The sequence below is a fragment of the Bordetella tumulicola genome (assembly GCF_965138755.1).
Lineage (GTDB): Bacteria > Pseudomonadota > Gammaproteobacteria > Burkholderiales > Burkholderiaceae_B > Bordetella_A > Bordetella_A tumulicola.
This window is the reverse complement of record NZ_CBCSFP010000002.1, coordinates 159,148-178,299: the sequence shown is the minus strand read 5'-3', so window position 1 is coordinate 178,299 and position 19,152 is coordinate 159,148. Positions and strand designations below refer to the sequence as shown.

14 protein-coding genes are annotated in these 19,152 nt (G+C 59.6%); 9 read left to right on the top strand and 5 right to left on the bottom strand.

Annotated elements, in window-relative coordinates:
- Nucleotides 1–36: 36 nt before the first annotated feature.
- Nucleotides 37–1,197 carry a cytochrome c oxidase subunit II gene (gene coxB, locus ACNAZS_RS06480; RefSeq protein WP_415787406.1) on the bottom strand — a complete coding sequence of 387 codons (1,161 nt, stop codon included), beginning with the start codon at nucleotides 1,195–1,197 and terminating at the stop codon, nucleotides 37–39.
- Between the two features lie 243 nt (nucleotides 1,198–1,440).
- Here coxB and ACNAZS_RS06475 point away from each other — a divergent pair, with 243 nt between their 5' ends.
- A complete protein-coding gene (locus tag ACNAZS_RS06475; protein ID WP_415787404.1) occupies nucleotides 1,441–2,271 on the top strand; it encodes an NUDIX hydrolase in 831 nt (276 codons plus the stop codon).
- A gap of 3 nt (nucleotides 2,272–2,274) precedes the next feature.
- Here the strand turns inward: ACNAZS_RS06475 and ACNAZS_RS06470 are convergent, their stop codons facing one another.
- Entirely contained in the window at nucleotides 2,275–4,881 is a 2,607-nt protein-coding gene (locus ACNAZS_RS06470; protein ID WP_415787402.1) for a cation:proton antiporter, read from the bottom strand.
- Nucleotides 4,882–5,059: 178 nt separating this feature from the next.
- Between ACNAZS_RS06470 and ACNAZS_RS06465 the strand changes: the two genes are divergently transcribed.
- Complete coding sequence (locus ACNAZS_RS06465; protein WP_415787400.1) at nucleotides 5,060–5,911, top strand: phosphodiesterase; 852 nt, start codon at nucleotides 5,060–5,062, stop codon at nucleotides 5,909–5,911.
- A gap of 200 nt (nucleotides 5,912–6,111) precedes the next feature.
- Nucleotides 6,112–6,192: a CagY family CD-EC repeat-containing protein gene (locus ACNAZS_RS06460; protein ID WP_415788838.1), complete on the top strand. Its 81-nt coding sequence runs from the start codon at nucleotides 6,112–6,114 to the stop codon at nucleotides 6,190–6,192.
- Between the two features lie 3 nt (nucleotides 6,193–6,195).
- Here the strand turns inward: ACNAZS_RS06460 and rpoH are convergent, their stop codons facing one another.
- The 3 genes from rpoH to fghA all read right to left on the bottom strand — a co-directional run bounded on the left by rpoH (nucleotide 6,196) and on the right by fghA (nucleotide 8,843).
- The gene (rpoH, locus tag ACNAZS_RS06455) at nucleotides 6,196–7,083 is read right to left on the bottom strand and encodes an RNA polymerase sigma factor RpoH (RefSeq protein ID WP_415787398.1); all 888 of its coding nucleotides are present in this window, start codon (nucleotides 7,081–7,083) and stop codon (nucleotides 6,196–6,198) included.
- A 122-nt stretch (nucleotides 7,084–7,205) separates the two neighbouring features.
- Entirely contained in the window at nucleotides 7,206–7,895 is a 690-nt protein-coding gene (locus ACNAZS_RS06450; protein WP_415787396.1) for a hypothetical protein, read from the bottom strand.
- A gap of 99 nt (nucleotides 7,896–7,994) precedes the next feature.
- Complete coding sequence (gene fghA / locus ACNAZS_RS06445) at nucleotides 7,995–8,843, bottom strand: S-formylglutathione hydrolase (protein ID WP_415787394.1); 849 nt, start codon at nucleotides 8,841–8,843, stop codon at nucleotides 7,995–7,997.
- A gap of 189 nt (nucleotides 8,844–9,032) precedes the next feature.
- Between fghA and ACNAZS_RS06440 the strand changes: the two genes are divergently transcribed.
- The 6 genes from ACNAZS_RS06440 to mlaE form a co-directional block, all read left to right on the top strand.
- Nucleotides 9,033–9,749 (top strand): hypothetical protein, encoded by a 717-nt coding sequence (locus tag ACNAZS_RS06440; protein WP_415787392.1) that lies wholly within the window; start codon nucleotides 9,033–9,035, stop codon nucleotides 9,747–9,749.
- 404 nt (nucleotides 9,750–10,153) lie between these two features.
- Nucleotides 10,154–14,890, top strand: coding sequence for a glutamate synthase-related protein (locus tag ACNAZS_RS06435; protein WP_415787390.1), 4,737 nt, complete (start codon nucleotides 10,154–10,156; stop codon nucleotides 14,888–14,890).
- 16 nt (nucleotides 14,891–14,906) lie between these two features.
- Entirely contained in the window at nucleotides 14,907–16,373 is a 1,467-nt protein-coding gene (locus ACNAZS_RS06430; protein WP_415787388.1) for a glutamate synthase subunit beta, read from the top strand.
- Nucleotides 16,374–16,505: 132 nt separating this feature from the next.
- A partial coding sequence (locus ACNAZS_RS06425; protein WP_415787386.1) for a Bug family tripartite tricarboxylate transporter substrate binding protein occupies nucleotides 16,506–17,423 on the top strand: 918 nt, incomplete at its 5' end.
- A gap of 196 nt (nucleotides 17,424–17,619) precedes the next feature.
- Nucleotides 17,620–18,456: an ABC transporter ATP-binding protein gene (locus tag ACNAZS_RS06420; RefSeq protein WP_415787384.1), complete on the top strand. Its 837-nt coding sequence runs from the start codon at nucleotides 17,620–17,622 to the stop codon at nucleotides 18,454–18,456.
- Nucleotides 18,453–19,152: lipid asymmetry maintenance ABC transporter permease subunit MlaE (mlaE, locus tag ACNAZS_RS06415; protein ID WP_415787382.1), on the top strand; the 700-nt coding region annotated here is incomplete at its 3' end. The genes ACNAZS_RS06420 and mlaE, both read left to right, overlap by 4 nt.

The following is a 19,152-nucleotide window of genomic DNA, read 5'->3' as shown; positions in this document are numbered from 1 at the left end:
GGGGTTTGCTACCAATAGGACGGGGAGTGCGCGCAATCAGCGCGCCGCCACAGAGTCCTTGGGCTGTACCACGGGGTCTTCGCCCTTGCCCGCATTGCTCCAGGCGTGACGGGTATAGGTGATGACCGCAGCAATTTCAACGTCATTCAGTTGGCCGCCAAATGCCGCCATGGCCGTACCGGGCCGCCCATGCAGAACCGTCTTGAGCTGCTCAGCCTTGGGACCCAACACTGTCTTGTCGCCGTCCAGCGGAGGGAAGGAGCCCGGGACGCCCTTGCCGTTGGCCTGGTGACAAGCCACACAGTTGGCGCCAAAGACCTTTTCGCCACGGGCGATGAGCTCTTCTTTGGTCCATTCCTTGTTGGGGTCGTCGGCGTTGGCCGCCATTTTCTTTTTCTGCTCTTCGGCCCATGCGTCATAGTCGGCCTGAGGCAGAACCTCGACCACAATGGGCATGAAAGCGTGATCTTTGCCGCACAACTCGGCGCATTGCCCCCGATAAATACCGGGCTTTTGCGCGCGGAACCAGGCGTCTCGCAAGAACCCCGGGATCGCGTCTTGCTTGACGCCGAAGTCAGGAATCATCCAGGAGTGGATAACGTCGGCGGCCGTCAGCACGATGCGGACCTTTTTGTCGACCGGCACCACCACGTGGTTGTCGGTTTCCATCAGATAGAACTCGCCCTTGGGTTCGCGGCCATCAATTTGACTGCGCGGCGTGGAGAGTGTCGCCAGGAACTTAACCCCGGAGGCCGGGCCATCCAGGTATTCGTAGCCCCACTTCCATTGATAGCCGGTGGCTTTGATGGTGAGATCGGCGCTGGACGTGTCTTTCATGGCGACGACCGTTCTGGTGGCCGGCAGCGCCATGGCAATCACGATGATGAAAGGGATGACGGTCCAGGCGACTTCGACACCCAGATGCTCATGAAACGTGGAGGCTTGGTGCCCGCGTGATTTCCGGTGCGCCCAGATAGAGTAAAACATGACGCCGAACACGCCAATGAAAATCACACCACAGATAATCAGCAGCAGCCAATGCAGCCACACGATATCTTGTGCAATTTGGGTAACGCCTTCGTGCAAATTAAGCTGATCAACTCTGGGACCGCCAGGCATATCTTGTACTTGCGCGCCTGCAGCACAGCTGAACAGCAACACACAGGCGCCCAGTATCCCTCTCCACCACTTCTTCATGCTTACTCCGAAACATGTCGCGGGCTCTTCCGCACTCGCTCGATTGCGAGTGGCGGAATCCACACAATTATTAAGACGGCAGGTACGAAACTGACTCGCAGCCGGTTTGCCCCACTCGAATCACAAAGAACCGCAGAATTATAGCGGACGCACCCTATCCAATGTTATCCAGCGCTCTCGCATCATACACAACTGTGTCGATACTGCCTCGCTGGCGGGTCCGGCGTGCACTAAAATTCGGTTATGTCGACCTCCCAATTACATGACCAATCGGCCCAATTGGCCGCGCTTTATACGCAGTTAACACAGCGTGTACAAGAGCACCCACCCGAGTTGGCTCGCCCCCTCTACATCGCGGATCGCTGTTGTGGCTGGGCGACGCACGCCGCCTGTGATGCACTCAAACATGTGCCCCAAGTGCAGGTACAGGCCGATGCCCTGCGCATCGGCACCGGGTTTACCGCTGGCCCCGAACTCAATGCGCTGTTGACCCATGTCGCCGAAACGCTACGCAGCGCGGACTGCCTGCGCGGCTGGCGCAACGAACTGATGGACGTGACTGCGGCGGACGACTGGTTGGGCGTCATCGAACGTGCCGCCATGCGGCCTCTGGGCCTGCTGACCCGCGCCGTGCACTTGAACGCCTGGACGCCCGACGGACGCCTGTGGATTGCGCGCCGTGCGCTCAGCAAATCCACTGACCCCGGTATGTGGGATACCTTGGTTGGAGGCCTGGTCGGCACTAAGGAGGATCTGGAAGACGCTCTGCTGCGCGAATGCGCGGAGGAGGCGGGCCTGGCGCCCGCCTGCCTGGCACAACGCTCACCGCTACGCACAATACTGCGTATGCATCGCAGACTGCCCGAGGGATATCAAGTAGAAGATTTGCTAACGAGCACCTGTGTCCTGCCTCCGGATACGCAACCCGCCAACCAGGATGGCGAGGTCATGGAGATTACCCATGTCACGACTTCCGAAGCCGTACGCGGCATCATCGACGGCGAGTTCACCCTGGAGGCCGCGCTGGTAATCCTCGAAGACATCACGCGGCGCCGGGCTCATGGGGAAATCTAGTCCTCAAGCCTCGTTCGGTGTCGACGGAGGAACGGGCGGGCGAACGGCGCCTGACTGAACAGATGACGCAGACGAATCGAGCGGCACTGTCGGCGCAGTGGGCGGCGTGACCTCCCCTGTCTCCGAGAACTGCTTCCAGACCTCGATGGCGCGCTGCCGCTGCTTGGCGACGACTTGGACCCGGTCTTTCAGATCCGCGTCCCGCGCCAATAGCGCATGGACGTCGCGTAGAGACAGCATCAACAGCTTGCTGTATCCCCGCGAATGCACGTCCAGCACAACGTCCAGTTCGCCCAAAAGAGCCAATTCGCCAAAAAATTCGCCACTGCCCAATTCGACCGTCGTACCGTCGGGCAACCGCACCTCGACGGCACCAGAAGCCACAAAACACATTTCCTGCCCGTGCCGCCCGCGTGTCAGAATCGCCTGATCAGGCAGGGCCAGGCGAGGTCTCAACAATTTGCTGATGGCGCGCAGGGAATCCGCGTTCAGGCCTTCGAACAAAGGCACGCGGGTAATGAGCTCTGCCGCCCCCAATTCCATATCCAGAGGGGGATGTCGGTCGATATGGCGCCAGCGACTTTTCAGTTGAGCCATCAAATCGGCATAGACCTCGCCGCTGATCAAGGATTGTTCGAGCATGTCGTGGTAACGGATACGCTCGAATTCTCGCGCGGTGCGGCCCAGATAGCTTTCCTGCAGCCACAAAGCGTACGACGGATATTGCAGATTCAACGCCTGTAGCGCGTGCCCGATCAAATCCAATCGGCGCTGATGTACCGCCACAATCTTCTGAGCCGCTGTCTCACCCAACAGCGGCGCGATCTGCTCACGCGAAAAAACGATCAACCGCTGTGCAACAGATTGCTTGGTCAGCAAACTGGCAAACCGCCGACCCAACTCATAGGCCAACCAGCTCTGAAACCCAAACGTGTAGTGCATGCGCAAGGCCACGCGAAACGCGATGGAATAACGCACGTCCGCCACCATGCCGCGCTCAAAACCGGCCAGCCCCCCCGCCCGCACGACGTCCTCGAGCCGCTCGGAGCGAGCCAACAAGGACTCGGCCAGTCGCCAATCCACAATCTGCGCTTTCAGAATGTCAAAGAACAGTTCCTGTTCGCGCTGCGCCAGGATGGCCAATCCCACGGAAACGCGTTGCTCGTCCGTCATCTGGCTAACCTGGCCATCATGTACGCTGGCCAGGCTGGCATCGAACACGGCACTAATACGATCACGCGCCTCAGGATTGATGTGGTCAGTATTGGCCACTTCGTTTGTCTTTTCCTGGATACCTGCCAGTGCCACCACCAGCACCTGATTGCGTATGGTGCGTTCGGCCATGGACAACTGGTTTAACCCCAGCATGCGGATCAACGGACGCAAGGTCATGCCGTTAATGAACAAGGTCGCTAGCACAAAGCCCGTCGTGACAACGGCGATAAAGTGCCGTGTGTCTTCGGGCACCGCGTTCTGCTCAGTCACCGCCAATGCCAGAGCCAATGACACGGCGCCCCGCAATCCACCCCACATCATCACGGTCTTGTACGGTGTGCTGACCTTGGTACCAAACCGCGTCAACCCCAGCAATGGCAATAGCCCAAATACCACCACCCCTCGGGCCACTAGCGTCACGACAAACACCACCACCACCAACATCAACTCTTGCAGATCGGTCGCCGCCATCAATTTGGGAACCAACATCGCCGCAAAAATAAAAATCAGCGAATTGGCCCAAAACCCGAATTGCTCCCAAGAACTGGCCAGATGCTCGAACGTCACGGGCGACATGCGCGTGCGCCCCGTTGATCCTACGACTAGACCAGCTATCACGGTCGCGACCACCCCCGATACGCCCAGATAGTGCTCGGAAATAAAAAACGACAGATAAGCCAACGTCAGTGTCAGGGTGATCTCGGCAGTCGGATAACCTCGCAACCAGGCAAATAGGAAACACGCGCCGCGCCCCATGGCAAAACCTGCGAGACCGCCTCCAACAAAGTGCACGACAAAATCGGTGAACACGCCGCTGACCGACAATGTCCCCGTCCCGCCCAGCACCGCAAGCAGCACGGAATACAGGGCGATCGACGCGGCATCATTGAACAGGCTCTCGCCCTCGACCAGCGTGGTCAGGCGCTTGGGCGCGCCGACCTCACGAAAAATCCCCACCACTGCGACCGGATCCGTGGTGGCCACGATAGCGCCCAGCAAGAGGCAAGCCACGATCCCGTAAGACGACACGGCGTCGACCACAAAACCGACCGCTACCGTACATACCACCACCGCCACAATGGCCATCATCAGGATGGGGCCGATATCATCCATCAGGCGGCGTACATTCATTGCCAGCGCCGTCTCAAACAACAGCACCGGCAAGAACACCGTCAGAAAGGTTTCGGAGGAGATCTCGAAACGTTCGATCGTGTCCAGCAAATCACTTAGCACGGGCGGCGCCCAGCCGTGTAAATGCAGGCCTATGCCCAGCAAGCAACCCACGATCGCCAACAACACCGAATACGGTAATTTGACGCGGCCTGCCAATGGCGGCATGAAGCACACTAGCGTGAGCAAGCCAGCAAGACCAAAGACAATAAGACCAATATCCATGAAGGAAGGCAAACGCCATGCATATCAAACGGAGCACCAAGAATAGCGTTTTTTCCCGTTCTCCAGCGGACAAACGGCGGACAACCACGTTTCGTTACGGGTCGTTCACATTCAGAGGGCCTGCTACGAGGCTTTTTGGGTAAGGTACTGAGCTTTTATTCGACAATCAGGAGGCCCCTTGCCGGCTTCAACTTCCAGCGCTGGCCGGACCGATGCGCCGACGCTGCTGGTGCAACTCACCGATACGCACCTGATGGCGCGGGCAGATAGCGTGATGCATAACGTCAACACCGACGCCTGTCTGCGCGCGGTATTGGACTTGGTGCGCATCAATCGGCATCGCCCGGATCTACTTCTGGCCACCGGCGACTTGACGCAAGACGGGTCTCCTGAGGCTTATCAACGCCTGCGCAGCGTACTTGAGCAAGCCGATTGGCCAGTACGGTGCCTGCCCGGCAACCACGACGATCCGCAGGCCCTGCGCCAAGCGATGGGCCTCTGGGCCCAGCCCGTCACGGATATCGGCGCCTGGCGCATTATTTTGTTGGACTCGACCGTACCGGGCTCAAACGCGGGCCATATTGATGACGCCCAGTTCGACTTGCTAGAGCAGGCTGCCGCCCTGGCAGGCGACCGCCATGTCCTGATCGCGCTTCATCACAACCCCGTGCTAATACAGAGTGACTACACCGACACCATGATGGTCGACAATGCCCAGGAGCTATTCCAGCGCCTGGCCGCCATCCCACGTGCACGCATCCTGCTTTGGGGGCATGTGCACCAGGCCTTTGATCGCCGCCGCCACCATCTGCGCATGCTGGCCACACCGTCGACTTGTTTTCAGTTTGCGATCCGCGACGGTAAATATGTCGTGGACGATAGCCCGCCGGGTTACCGCTGGCTAAAGCTATACCGCGACGGATCGCTGGCGACAGGCGTGCGGCGCCTGAATATCGCGACATGGCATGACATCTTGGCAGCCCACCGGGAACCCCTGGCAACGCCAACACCACCGATGCCAGCACCATAACGTTCAGGCAAAAAAATAGGGCGCCGATATGCGAGGCGCCCTGCAAGCATCCGTTTCATAGGGGAGGGGAAGAGGAGAAGCCGAAACGGATACAAGACTACAAGCCGGGTAGCGGCTAATGCGGTCTACGTAAGTTAGTACACGCCGCGAGCAATAAGTTTCGGTCCTGAGTGGGTTTGACGCACCAAAATTGAATCAAAATGTGTCAACACGAAGAATGCCTCGGACAAGCGAAAACCCCGGCGAATCGCCGGGGCTGTCTGGATATCGCAACCGATTGAAAATCAGGCGGGGCTCAGGGTGCCGCGCATTTTTTTCAAGGCAGCGGATTCGATTTGGCGAATACGCTCGGCAGACACACCGAACTCTTGGGCAAGCTCTTGCAGGGTGGTCCCGCCTTCGTCTTGCAGCCAACGAGACTCGATGATGCGACGTGAGCGCTCGTCCAACGCTTGCAGTGCGTGAGTCAAACCCGCGCTCTGCAGGTCGTCGTGGTCGCGACGGTCAAGAACCTGCGTGGGCTCTGCCTGCCCCTCGTCAGACAGGTACGAAATGGGGGCATACGTCTCATCATCGTCGTCCTGCTTTTCCAGCGATAAATCACGGCCGGAAAGGCGGATTTCCATTTCGCTGACGTCTTCGCGTCTTACGTTCAGCGCTTGGGCGATGTTATCGACCTGTTCGGGATCCAGCGTCTGGCCATCGGGACGCATACTGCGCAGGTTGAAGAACAGCTTGCGCTGCGCCTTGGTGGTCGCGACCTTGACCATGCGCCAGTTACGGATGATGAATTCGTGGATTTCGGCCTTGATCCAGTGCACGGCGAACGACACCAGACGCACCCCGCGTTCGGGGTCGAAACGCTTGACGGCCTTCATCAGGCCGACATTGCCCTCCTGGATAAGATCGGCGTGCGGCAGGCCATAACCGAGGTACTGGCGAGCCACCGACACCACGAGGCGCAAGTGCGACAGCACCATCTCGCGGGCAGCCTCGAGATCGTCGTGCGCCCGCAGACGGCGGCCGAGTTCGGTTTCGCGCTCGGCGGTCAACATGGGCAGTTGATTGACGGCCGAGATATAGGCCTCGATGGAGCCAAGCGAGCCTGGATTGGCAACGGCCAACGCCAGGGCGTTGCCGGACAGGGCCAACGAATGACTGGGTTGTTTCATAGTTGCGGTCTCCAAGTGAGAGGTTGACAGCGACATAAAGCGATATTAGCACTCTATACAGGGGAGTGCTAATTCGACTGCGGCAGCGCACCAAAGTTCCGTCGTATTCGGCCGTTGCCGCGCTACCAGCTCAGTTGTCGCAGTGCGTCTTCCGTAGCCTGCCCATCGGGCCGGATGACCACGCCCCCCCGGGGATCCATATAGATCTGGTAGCGCGCCCCGTCCAGCATGGGCATGTAAGCGGCACTACCGTATTCCACATCCACAAAGGGCAGCCAGTTTGGGAAAACCCGCCTGAGCGTGGCCAGATCAGGCACCGGCCAATCGGACAAGTCATGGACGCTGCGCACTCCGGTTTTCTCTTGCTGGACGTCGCGATAGCGGCCCGAAAGCCGTTCGAACTTGTACAGGGGCGGTGCCCCAGCCAACAAAGCCGGCAGATTCCAGCGGATCACTTTGGCGTCGATCTGCCATTGGTCGCCGGTCAGCGTGTAGAGGCGATCCGCTTTGCCTGGCACCTGGGCCGTCACGAGGAACGACGAGGGCGCCTGTTCGTGCATTTGCACTGAGGCAACTGGGACATCGGTCGTCAGATGCAAGAACTGTACCAACGTCAGCGCCAGCATCGCCGACACCCCCGCCAGCGCGATCAACAGAACACCAAAGAGACGTCGAATCGGCCGCAACCGAAAAATCCGCCGTCCCGAGGCATCGCGCGGCCCACCCCGACCGAACAGCAGCATCATCCCGGGAATCAAGACAATCAAGGCCGCCAGGGCCATCCAGACAAAGGGGGCAAAACCATTGATCACTGATTGATCCTCACATGCAGGGGCAAGGGTGGCTCAGTCAAAAGCAGGGTGACAAAGCAGGTGTCGCCACACGATAGCCCGGTTTGTCGATACGCCGCTTTAACAATGTTGATCAGCGTGAAACCGCAGGTGATCGTGCATAAAAGTGGAAATAAAGTAATAGCCGTGATCGTAGTCGGCGTGGCGGCGCAGCGTCAGGGGCTGATCGGCCTGACGGCACGCATGCTCGAATACCTCAGGATACAGTTGCTCGGCCAGGAAGCTGTCGGCCAACCCTTGGTCGATCAGAATACCCTGCGGAAAAGGCCGGTGTGCCCGCGTCATCAACTCGCTGGCGTCATACGCCTTCCAGGTCTCGGTATCGGGCCCGAGATAGCGGCTGAATGCCTTGTGCCCCCAAGGACATTGCGTCGGCGCCGCGATAGGCGCAAAAGCGGACACCGAGGAAAATTGGTCCGGATGGCGCAGCGCCAGGACCAACGCACCGTGACCTCCCATGGAATGCCCAAATATGCCGGTACGCGACGCATCGCCCGGTAAATCCCGAGTCGCGATGCCATAGAGCTCGTCAGTGACGTAGCTTTCCATGCGGTAATGCGACCGCCAGGGCTGCTCGGTGGCGTCGAGGTAAAACCCCGCACCGGTACCAAAATCCCAGTCGTCGTCCTCTCCTGCGATGCCCGCGCCGCGAGGGCTGGTGTCAGGCGACACCAACATCACACCGAGTTCCGCCGCGAGACGTTGTGCACCGCCCTTGATCATGAATGTCTCTTCGGTGCAAGTCAGCCCCGCCAAATAAAACAGCACGGGGACACGGCCTCGCTCCGCCTGGGGCGGGATATACACAGAAAACCGCATGGGCAGCCCAATAGCGCTCGAGGCATGCCGATAATAGCGTTGCCAGCCACCGAAACAGCGGTGTTGCGAAATCAGTTCCAGATCTGTCATGGCGTGTGAAATTCCCTGCTGATTGCGTTAACAACTGATGTTAACCTGCACAAGTGACTCGCCTGCGGATAGCGACGGGGACGTCACAGGCCACCACCCCCTCGCTAATCCCCTCTCGACGGCTGTGGCACTATTTATATATAGTGATCAAACCCACCGTTCTTTCTGGCTTGGTGCCCGTTCAACGCTATGGCTCGACTGCCCCGCTTGTATGCCCCTGGGTTGCCCCAACTGGTGCAGGCCAATTTCGTTCAGCCTTTAGCGACGCCGTCACAACCGGCGCCGCAGGATGTGCTCAACCAATTGACGACCTGGCTGGGTGACTCCGCCCAACGACATCGGGTCGCCGTGCACGGATGGGTATTGGCAAACGACCGCATTCTGCTGCTGGCCACGCCCACCGACGAAGAAGGCCTGCCGCGCCTGATGCAGACGCTGGGCCGCAATCTGGCGGCACGTTTACGGGGTGGACGCGTTTTTGCGGGCCGCTATCGATCCGCCTTGCTGGAACCCGGTGTATGGGTCTTGCCCGCACTGATCTGGCTGGAGACGTATCCGGTGCGTAGCGGCAGCACATTCGATCCGGACGCCTGGCCTTGGTCGTCGGCAGGAGGCCATACCGGCAACACCGCCGCCGCCACGCCGCCATCGCCCTGGCAGTCCGATCACGCCGACTATTGGGCCTGCGGAAACACGCCCTTTGATCGCCAAGCCAATTACCGCCGTCGCTTGCAAGAAGGCCTGTCACAAGAGGAAAGCCTGGGCATTGACCAGGCCGTGTCCGGACAGTGGGCACTAGGAGGCCCGAATTTCATCGCCAGCCTGGCTCATACGGCCAGCCGTCGTGTGGCCCCGGGGCAGCGGGGCCGTCCCCGCAAGAAACCCGCTGATGACGTAGCGTCGTAGTCACGCGTGTGTCCGGCTTGGCCACGTAGCTGGCGACCAGGTACCCGCAGACGCAAGGCCCAATACACGTTGTGCGTCGCACCAATCAACATTGATTGATGCAAATAGCCAGTCCCTGGCACGTGCCGCACGACCCATTCATAACAAAAAATTCGTATTAATTGGGGACATATAGACCCTTATATGCCGGGATGTCCCGTGCGTTTTCCCATTCTGATTTCCTCTATCAATTTAAGCTATTGATTTTCAGTTATTTTTAATACGTCCCCTTATTTAGATATGAACTTGCTTTATTCCGTAAATAAGGGACGCACCCTTAATTTTTTCATTGCGCTCTAAGGCATGCCGCAGTATCGTCGAGACCTTGCACTGCAACATCCACGCAGTCCTCTGCGGAGCGCGTTATGACATCGACTTCTCAAACAGATTCCTGTCGCCCGATCGTGGCACCTATTGATGCGACCCGCATCGGCATCCCCGTACGGCAGGGCCTGTACAACCCCCAACAAGAGCATGATGCCTGTGGGGTCGGCTTTGTCGCCCATATCAAGGGCCGCCCAAGCCACGCCATCATCCAGCAAGGCCTCAAGATCCTGGAAAACCTGGATCACCGTGGTGCCGTCGGCGCTGACAAACTGATGGGCGACGGCGCGGGCATTTTGATCCAAATCCCCGACGCGCTGTACCGCGACGAACTGAGCCATCAGGGCATCACGTTGCCCGCGCCCGGTGAGTATGGCGTGGCCATGGTGTTCTTGCCCAAAGAAACCGCCTCGCGTCTGGCCTGTGAGCAAGAACTCGAGCGCGCCGTGCGTGCCGAGGGCCAAATCATGCTGGGCTGGCGCGATGTGCCAGTCGACGTCGAAATGCCGATGTCGCCCACTGTACGCTCGGTTGAGCCCGTGATCCGTCAACTGTTCATCGGTCGTGGGGCCGATGTCATGGTGCCTGATGCGCTGGAACGCAAGCTGTACGTGATTCGCAAAACGGCCAGCCACGCCATTCAAGCCATGCGCCTAGCGCATGGCAAGGAATATTTCGTGCCGTCGGCCTCAGTCCGCACGGTCGTATACAAAGGGCTGCTGCTGGCAGATCAAGTCGGCCGCTACTACCGCGACCTGGCCGACCCGCGCACGGTATCGGCTCTGGCGCTGGTCCACCAACGGTTCTCAACCAATACCTTCCCCGCCTGGCCGCTGGCCCACCCCTATCGCATGATTGCCCACAACGGTGAAATCAACACCGTCAAGGGCAACTTCAACTGGTTGCGCGCCCGCGAAGGCATGATGCAATCGGCCGTGCTGGGCGATGATCTGAAAAAGCTGTACCCCATTGTTTACGAAGGACAGTCTGACACGGCAACGTTCGACAACTGTCTGGAACTCCTGGTGAACTCGGGCTATTCGCTGGCGCACGCCATGATGATGATGATCCCTGAGGCCTGGGAACAGCATACGCAGATGGACGAAAGCCGCCGCGCGTTTTATGAGTATCACGCCGCCATGATGGAGCCCTGGGATGGCCCCGCCGCTGTGGCGTTCACCGATGGCCGCCAAATCGGCGCCACGCTGGATCGCAACGGCCTGCGTCCCGCCCGCTATCTGATCACCGACGACGACATGGTCATCATGGCGTCCGAAGCCGGCACGCTGTCCATCCCCGAAAATCGTATCGTCAAAAAATGGCGGCTGCAGCCGGGCAAGATGTTCCTGATCGATCTGGAACAAGGCCGCATCATTGACGATACAGAAATCAAGCTGCAACTGGCCAACAGCCGTCCGTACCGTCAGTGGATCGAACGCCTGCAGATCAAGCTCGAATCCCTGCCCGCGCCGCGCCAAGCCGCCCAGGCACAGCAGTCGTCGGTCTCGTTGCTGGATCGCCAGCAAGCCTTCGGCTGGACGCAAGAAGACTTCAAGTTCATCCTGGAACCCATGGCCGCCTCTGGCGAAGAAGTCATCGGCTCCATGGGTAACGACGCGCCACTGGCCGTACTGTCGAACCGCGCCAAGCCGTTCTACAACTATTTCCGCCAATTGTTCGCCCAAGTGACGAACCCCCCCATCGATCCCATTCGCGAACAGATGGTGATGTCGTTGGTGTCGTTCATCGGCCCCAAACCGAACTTGCTGGACATCAACAACGTCAACCCTCCGCTGCGACTGGAAGTTACGCAACCGGTGCTGGACTTCGCCGCGATGGCGCAGATCCGCGATATCGAGCAAGTGACAGGCAAGAAATTCCGCAGCTATGAACTCGACATCACGTATCCGGCCGCCTGGGGCTCCGAAGGTATCGAAGCCCATATTGCCGCACTATGCGCCCGTGCGGTCGATGCGGTGCAAAGCGGGTACAACATCCTGATCGTGTCTGACCGCCTGGTCGACCACGAGCGCGTGGCGATCCCGGCCCTGCTGGCAACGTCGGCCGTACACCAGCACTTGATTGTCTCGGGCTTGCGCACGGCGACCGGTCTGGTGGTAGAGACGGGCTCGGCTCGGGAAGTACACCATTTTGCACTGCTCGGTGGCTATGGCGCCGAAGCGATTCACCCGTATTTGGCGCTGGAGTCGCTGGGCCGCATGGCTGACCCCGACAAAGCCGTCAAGAATTTCATCAAGGCGATCGGCAAGGGCTTGAACAAGGTGATGTCCAAGATGGGCATTTCAACCTACATGTCGTACACCGGCGCACAGATTTTCGAAGCCGTCGGCCTGCGGCGCGTGTTGATCGACAAGTACTTTACGGGTACGGCCTCGAACATCGAGGGCATTGGTATTTTCCAGGTCGCCGAAGAAGCCCTGCGTGAACATCGCGCGGCATTCAGCGCCGATCCGGTACTGGCCAATGACCTGGATGCAGGGGGTGAGTATGCGTTCCGCATCCGTGGCGAAGAGCACATGTGGACACCGGACTCCATCGCCAAGCTGCAACATGCCTCGCGTGCCAACAATTACCGCACGTACAAAGAATACGCACAGATCATCAACGACCAGACGCGTCGCCACATGACGCTGCGTGGCTTGTTTGAATTCCGCTTTGATCCGTCGCGCGCTATCCCGCTGGACGACGTCGAACCGGCCAAGGAAATCGTCAAACGATTCGCGACCGGCGCCATGTCGCTGGGCTCGATCTCGACTGAAGCTCACTCGGTCCTGGCCGTGGCCATGAACCGCATTGGCGGAAAGTCCAACACCGGCGAAGGCGGTGAAGACGAACTGCGTTATCGCGCCGAAATGCGCGAAGGCAAGAGCACGATCAAAGACGGCGACACGCTGTCATCCGTGCTGGGCACCGATCGCATCGAAGCCGATGTCCCCCTCAAGGCGGGTGATTCGCTGCGCTCGCGCATCAAGCAGGTCGCGTCGGGCCGTTTCGGTGTAAGCGCCGAATATCTGTCCAGCGCGGATCAAATCCAGATCAAGATGGCCCAGGGTGCCAAGCCCGGCGAGGGCGGTCAACTGCCTGGCCACAAAGTCTCGGACTACATCGCCAAGCTGCGGTACTCGGTGCCTGGCGTGGGCCTGATTTCGCCTCCGCCACACCACGATATTTATTCGATCGAAGACTTGGCGCAGTTGATTCATGACCTGAAGAACGTCAACAGCAAGTCGTCGATCTCGGTCAAGCTTGTCTCGGAAGTCGGTGTCGGCACGGTGGCCGCTGGCGTCGCCAAGGCCAAGGCCGATCATGTCGTGATCGCCGGCCATGATGGCGGCACGGGGGCTTCCCCCGTCTCATCGATCAAGCACGTCGGCACCCCCTGGGAACTGGGCTTGGCCGAAACGCAACAGACGCTGGTGCTCAACCGCCTGCGCAGCCGCATCCGCGTACAAGCCGATGGTCAGATGAAAACCGGTCGTGACGTGGTCGTTGGTGCGCTGTTGGGCGCCGACGAATTTGGTTTTGCGACAGCACCGCTGGTCGTGGAAGGTTGCATCATGATGCGCAAGTGCCATCTGAACACCTGCCCTGTGGGCGTGGCCACCCAGGATCCGGTTCTGCGCCGCAAGTTCCAGGGCAAGCCCGAGCATGTCGTGAATTTCTTCTTTTTTATTGCCGAAGAAGTCCGCGAAATCATGGCGCAACTGGGTATCCGCAAGTTCGACGACTTGATCGGCCGCGCCGACCTGCTGGATATGCGTACCGGCATCGAGCACTGGAAAGCACAAGGCCTGGATTTTGCGCGCGTGTTCTATCAACCGCAGATCGATACGGAAAAACGCCAAACTGAAGCACAGGATCACGGCTTGAATGGCGCGCTGGATCACTTACTGATTGAACGCAGCAAGCCGGCCCTGGAACGTGGCGAGAAAGTCTCGTTCATCACGCCGGTGCGCAACCGCAACCGTACCATCGGCGCAATGCTCTCGGGCGCCGTCGCGACGCGTTATGGCCACGATGGATTGCCCGACGACACGATTCACATCCAGTGCAATGGCACCGCCGGGCAAAGCTTCGGCGCGTTCCTCGCGCAAGGCATCACACTGGATCTAGTGGGCGAAGGCAACGACTATGTCGGCAAGGGCTTGTCGGGCGGCCGCATTATCGTGCGTTCCCCCAATGACTTCCGCGGCTTTGGTCCCGATCACATCATTGCGGGTAACACGGTTTTGTATGGTGCACTGGCCGGCGAGGCCTTCCTCAATGGGGTGGCCGGCGAACGCTTCGCCGTGCGTAACTCAGGTGCGGCGGCGGTCGTCGAAGGCACCGGCGACCACGGTTGCGAATACATGACGGGCGGCACCGTCGTCGTTCTGGGCGAAACGGGCCGTAACTTCGCGGCCGGGATGTCGGGCGGCGTGGCGTATGTCTGGGACCCGGATCGCAGCTTCAAGCACCGCTGCAACCTGTCAATGGTCGAACTCGAAGCCATCGTGCCTCACTCGGAGCAGTTCACGCAAGACGACCGGGCCGGTTGGCACAGCGTTCAGCGTGGCGGCGAACGCGACACGGACGAGGCGATTCTGCGCAAGTTGATCGAAGATCACTTCCGCTATACCGGCAGTTACCGCGCGCGTGAGATTCTGGGCGACTGGGAAACCTCGCGCGGCAAATTCATCAAGGTGATGCCGACGGAATACCGTCGCGCATTGGGCGAAATGTGGCATGCAGCCAATCCAGAACAATTGGCTGCCTGAGGCCTAAGGATCAACCATGGGAAAAATCACTGGATTTATGGAATATCAGCGGCTACAAGAAGCCGCTGAGGCACCGCAAAAACGCCTGAAAAACTGGCGCGAATTCGTTCTGCACCTGACGGACGACCAGTCCAGGCAGCAAGCGGCTCGCTGCATGGACTGCGGCATCCCGTTCTGCAATAGCGGCTGCCCGGTCAACAACATCATCCCTGACTGGAATGACCTGGTGTACCGTCAGGAATGGCGCCGCGCGCTTGATGTGCTGCATTCTACGAACAACTTCCCCGAGTTCACCGGCCGCATCTGCCCGGCGCCCTGCGAGGCCGCCTGTACGCTGAACATAAATAGCGACGCGGTGGGCATCAAGTCGATTGAACACGCCATCATCGACAAAGGCTGGGCGGAAGGCTGGGTGGCCCCGCTGGTACCGGCCCGCAAGACCGGCAAAAAGGTTGCCGTGGTCGGCTCAGGCCCTTCTGGCCTAGCTTGCGCGCAACAACTGGCGCGCGTCGGTCATGCCGTGACCGTCTTCGAAAAGAGTGACCGCATTGGGGGCCTGCTGCGCTATGGCATTCCCGACTTCAAGTTGGAAAAATCGCAAATCGACCGTCGCATGTCGCAAATGGAGGCCGAGGGAGTGGAATTTTCACCGTCCACGTACATCGGCCAAGCCAGCGATCCGGTCGCTGATGGCCTGACGGTGCGCACACCCGAATCGCTGATGACCGAATTCGACGCCGTCGTGATGACGGGGGGTTCGGAAAATCCGCGTGACCTGCCGGTACCGGGCCGCGAGCTCGAGGGCGTGCACTTTGCCATGGACTTCCTGCGTCAGCAGAACAAGGCTGTCGCAGGAGACCGCCTGACCAAGCAAACGCTGGCCAAGGGCAAGCACGTCATCGTGATCGGCGGTGGCGACACGGGTTCGGACTGTGTCGGCACGAGCAACCGCCACGGCGCGGCTTCTGTCACGCAATTCGAACTGATGCCCCAACCACCCGAATCGGAAAACAAGCCGCTAGTGTGGCCCTATTGGCCGCTGAAAATGCGCACGTCTTCCTCGCACGAAGAGGGTTGCGATCGGGACTGGTCGGTGACCACAAAGCTCCTGAAAGGTAGTAACGGCAAAGTCGAAAAGCTGGTCGGTGCACGGGTTGAGTGGTTCAAGGACGAAGCCACGGGTCAGATGAAAATGCGTGAGGTCGAAGGCTCGGAATTCGAAATCCCGGCGGATCTGGTGCTATTGGCCATGGGCTTTGTATCACCGGTACAAAACGTCCTCGATGCCTTTGGCGTGGATCGCGATGCACGCGGCAACGTGCGCGCCAATACGGACGACTACCGAACTAACGTGGACAAGGTATTCGCCGCTGGCGACATGCGTCGCGGTCAATCGCTGGTGGTCTGGGCCATCCGTGAGGGCCGGCAATGCGCCCGTTCGGTTGATGAGTACCTGATGGGCTCTAGCGAATTGCCGCGTTAATCGGCAAGCAAGCGGCATAATGGTCGATCCGCGCTCTATATCGAAGAAGAGGAGTCTCCGCGAATGAAACCCTTACGCCCCTTGCTGACAAGTCTCCTGGCAATCACCACGTTGGCGGGCGCGTCGTGCGCNCGCGCCCAAGACGCCGGTGACTGGCCGACCAAGCCCGTCACCTTTATCGTGCCCTACGCGCCAGGTGGCTTTGCCGACACCCGCATGCGCCTGATCGCCCGCAAGCTGAGCGATGTCCTCAAACAACCCGTGGTCGTCGAAAACAAGGCAGGCGCAGGTGGGGTCATCGGCACCAACCTGATTGCCAAGGGCGCCCCCGATGGCTACACGATCGGCGCCGGCAACTTGGCCCCCCTGGCGGTCAATCCCAGCCTGATGAAACAAATGCCCTACCAGGCGGACAAGGATCTGGTCCCGGTCCTGCTGATCGAGACCAGCCCCCTGGTGCTCAATGTGACGAATTCGCTGCCGGTGAAAAACCTGCAAGAATTGATTGCTCTGGCCAAAAAAGAACCCGGTACGTTGACCTTTGGCTCGTCAGGCGTCGGGGGCGCTCATCACTTGTCGGGCGAAATGTTCCGCGAACAGGCAGGTATCGATATCGTACATGTGCCCTACAAGGGCGGTAGCCCGGCCTCGGCCGACCTGATGGGCGGCCACATTTCCATGATGTTCGAAATGGGCTACGCCGCGCTGCCGGCGATTCAGAGCAAAAAAGTGCACCCGATCGCCGTCACTTCGACCAAGCGCCTGGATGTGTTGCCGGACGTTCCGACCCTGAGCGAGGCGGGCCTGCCTGGGTTTGAATCGTATAACTGGCAAGGCATCGTTGCACCGGCGGGCACACCCGCCCCCATCATTGCCAGGCTCAACAGTGAGTTGAACCGCATCCTGAAAGACGCGGAAGTGCAACGAGCCATTGCAGATTCGGGCAGCCAGGCCGCCGGTGGCACACCCGAAGAGTTCGGCACATTTATTGCCGCCGAAACCCAGAAATGGGCAGAAGTGATAAAAAAGGGCAACATTACGCTGCAATAAAGGCACGTTGACGGCGGTAGCAACTCAAGAAGGGCACGTTACAATGGTCCCCGACCTGGGAAGGCATTACCACGATGATCGCGGATGCCCACCTAGAGCCCCGGGTGACCCATGCCTTGACCGGCAAAGTCGAACACCTTAAGGTCACACCCTCTTGCCGGATCCATTTGCTCGCTCCGGCTCACGCCAGTTGCCTATGACCGATCACACGCTCCACAGCCCGGCCCCCGCCCTGTCACTCGACGCAGTGGCGCTCGGCTATGGAGATTTCACGGTATTGCAAGATATCGACATGGTCGTACAGCCAGGACAGGTCGTGGCCATCATGGGCGGATCAGGTTCAGGCAAGACCACGCTACTGCGCGCGGCCACTGGCCAACTTCAGCCATCACGCGGTCGGGTCAGGGCATTCGGCGCCGATCTCAGCCAAGTCGACCGCGATGGGTTGCAGGCGCTGCGTAAACGCATGGGTGTGCTATTTCAACAAGGCGCGCTGTTTACTGACCTGAACGTCTTCGAAAACGTCGCCTTTCCGCTACGTGAACATACCCCCCTGTCTGAATCCGAGATTCGGACGCGCGTGCTGGACAAGCTCGACGCGGTGGGGCTACGCGCCGCGGCGCATCTGCGCGTAGCCGAAATTTCGGGCGGCATGGCCCGGCGCGTGGCGTTGGCCCGTGCCGTGGTGCTCGAGCCCGAGCTGATTTTGTACGACGAGCCCTTTGCCGGCTTGGACCCGATTTCCCTGGGGATCACGGCCCGCCTGATTCGCGACCTGTCTGACCGGTTGCACTGCGCGTCCGTCTTGATCACGCATGACGTACAAGAGTCGTTCGCGATTGCCGACAAGGTTTACCTCGTTGGTCGAGGCCGCCTGGCGATGGCCGGATCACCACAAGCGTTGTCCGAATCGCAAGACCCTTATGTCAAGCAATTTCTGCGCGGCGAACCCGATGGTCCGGTCGCCTTTCAGTACCCTGAGACACCGGCCTTTCAAGCATGGCTGGCCAATCAAGAGGGGCGCAAATCATGATCAGTCCGATCCGCGTACTCTCCGCACTGGGCCGTAGCATCCGTAACAACATTCGCGGTATTGGCGCCTTTACCCGCTTTGCGAACAGTCTGTTGATGCGCAGCGGCATCGCCGTATCGCGTCCCAGGCTGGTGTCCCAGCAAGTACACTTCATTGGCAATCACTCTCTGCTCATCATCGCCGTATCGGGCCTATTTGTGGGTTTCGTGCTGGGATTGCAGGGGTATTACACGCTAAATCGCTATGGCTCCGAAGAAGCCGTCGGCCTGCTGGTGGCCCTGTCGCTGGTACGCGAATTGGGTCCCGTGGTGACGGCGTTACTATTTGCCGGCCGCGCAGGTACGTCACTGACGGCCGAGATCGGGCTGATGAAGGCGGGCGAACAGCTTTCCGCCATGGAGGTCATGGCCGTTGACCCGATGCGGCGCGTGCTGGTGCCGCGCCTCTGGGGCGGCATCATCGCCATGCCAGTGCTGGCTGCCGTGTTTTCCATGGTAGGGATTCTCGGTGGCTGGATCGTCGGGGTACTGCTCATCGGCGTCGATGCTGGCGCCTTCTGGTCGCAAATGCAAAACGGCGTAGACGTCTGGAACGACGTCGCCAACGGTGTCCTGAAAAGTCTGGTGTTTGGGGTCACGATCACGCTGGTGGCTCTCTACCAAGGGTGGACCGCCCGCGCGACACCCGAGGGTGTCG

What these genes read in the sequence shown, in the direction of transcription:
- ACNAZS_RS06475 (WP_415787404.1), top strand. Translation starts at nt 1,441, where the DNA reads ATGTCGACCTCCCAATTACATGACCAATCGGCCCAATTGGCCGCGCTT.
- ACNAZS_RS06435 (WP_415787390.1), top strand. Translation starts at nt 10,154, where the DNA reads ATGACATCGACTTCTCAAACAGATTCCTGTCGCCCGATCGTGGCACCT.
- ACNAZS_RS06430 (WP_415787388.1), top strand. Translation starts at nt 14,907, where the DNA reads ATGGGAAAAATCACTGGATTTATGGAATATCAGCGGCTACAAGAAGCC.
- ACNAZS_RS06420 (WP_415787384.1), top strand. Translation starts at nt 17,620, where the DNA reads ATGACCGATCACACGCTCCACAGCCCGGCCCCCGCCCTGTCACTCGAC.
- rpoH (WP_415787398.1), bottom strand. Translation starts at nt 7,083, where the DNA reads ATGAAACAACCCAGTCATTCGTTGGCCCTGTCCGGCAACGCCCTGGCG.
- fghA (WP_415787394.1), bottom strand. Translation starts at nt 8,843, where the DNA reads ATGACAGATCTGGAACTGATTTCGCAACACCGCTGTTTCGGTGGCTGG.
- ACNAZS_RS06460 (WP_415788838.1), top strand. Translation starts at nt 6,112, where the DNA reads ATGTGTCAACACGAAGAATGCCTCGGACAAGCGAAAACCCCGGCGAAT.
- ACNAZS_RS06440 (WP_415787392.1), top strand. Translation starts at nt 9,033, where the DNA reads ATGGCTCGACTGCCCCGCTTGTATGCCCCTGGGTTGCCCCAACTGGTG.
- ACNAZS_RS06470 (WP_415787402.1), bottom strand. Translation starts at nt 4,881, where the DNA reads ATGGATATTGGTCTTATTGTCTTTGGTCTTGCTGGCTTGCTCACGCTA.
- coxB (WP_415787406.1), bottom strand. Translation starts at nt 1,197, where the DNA reads ATGAAGAAGTGGTGGAGAGGGATACTGGGCGCCTGTGTGTTGCTGTTC.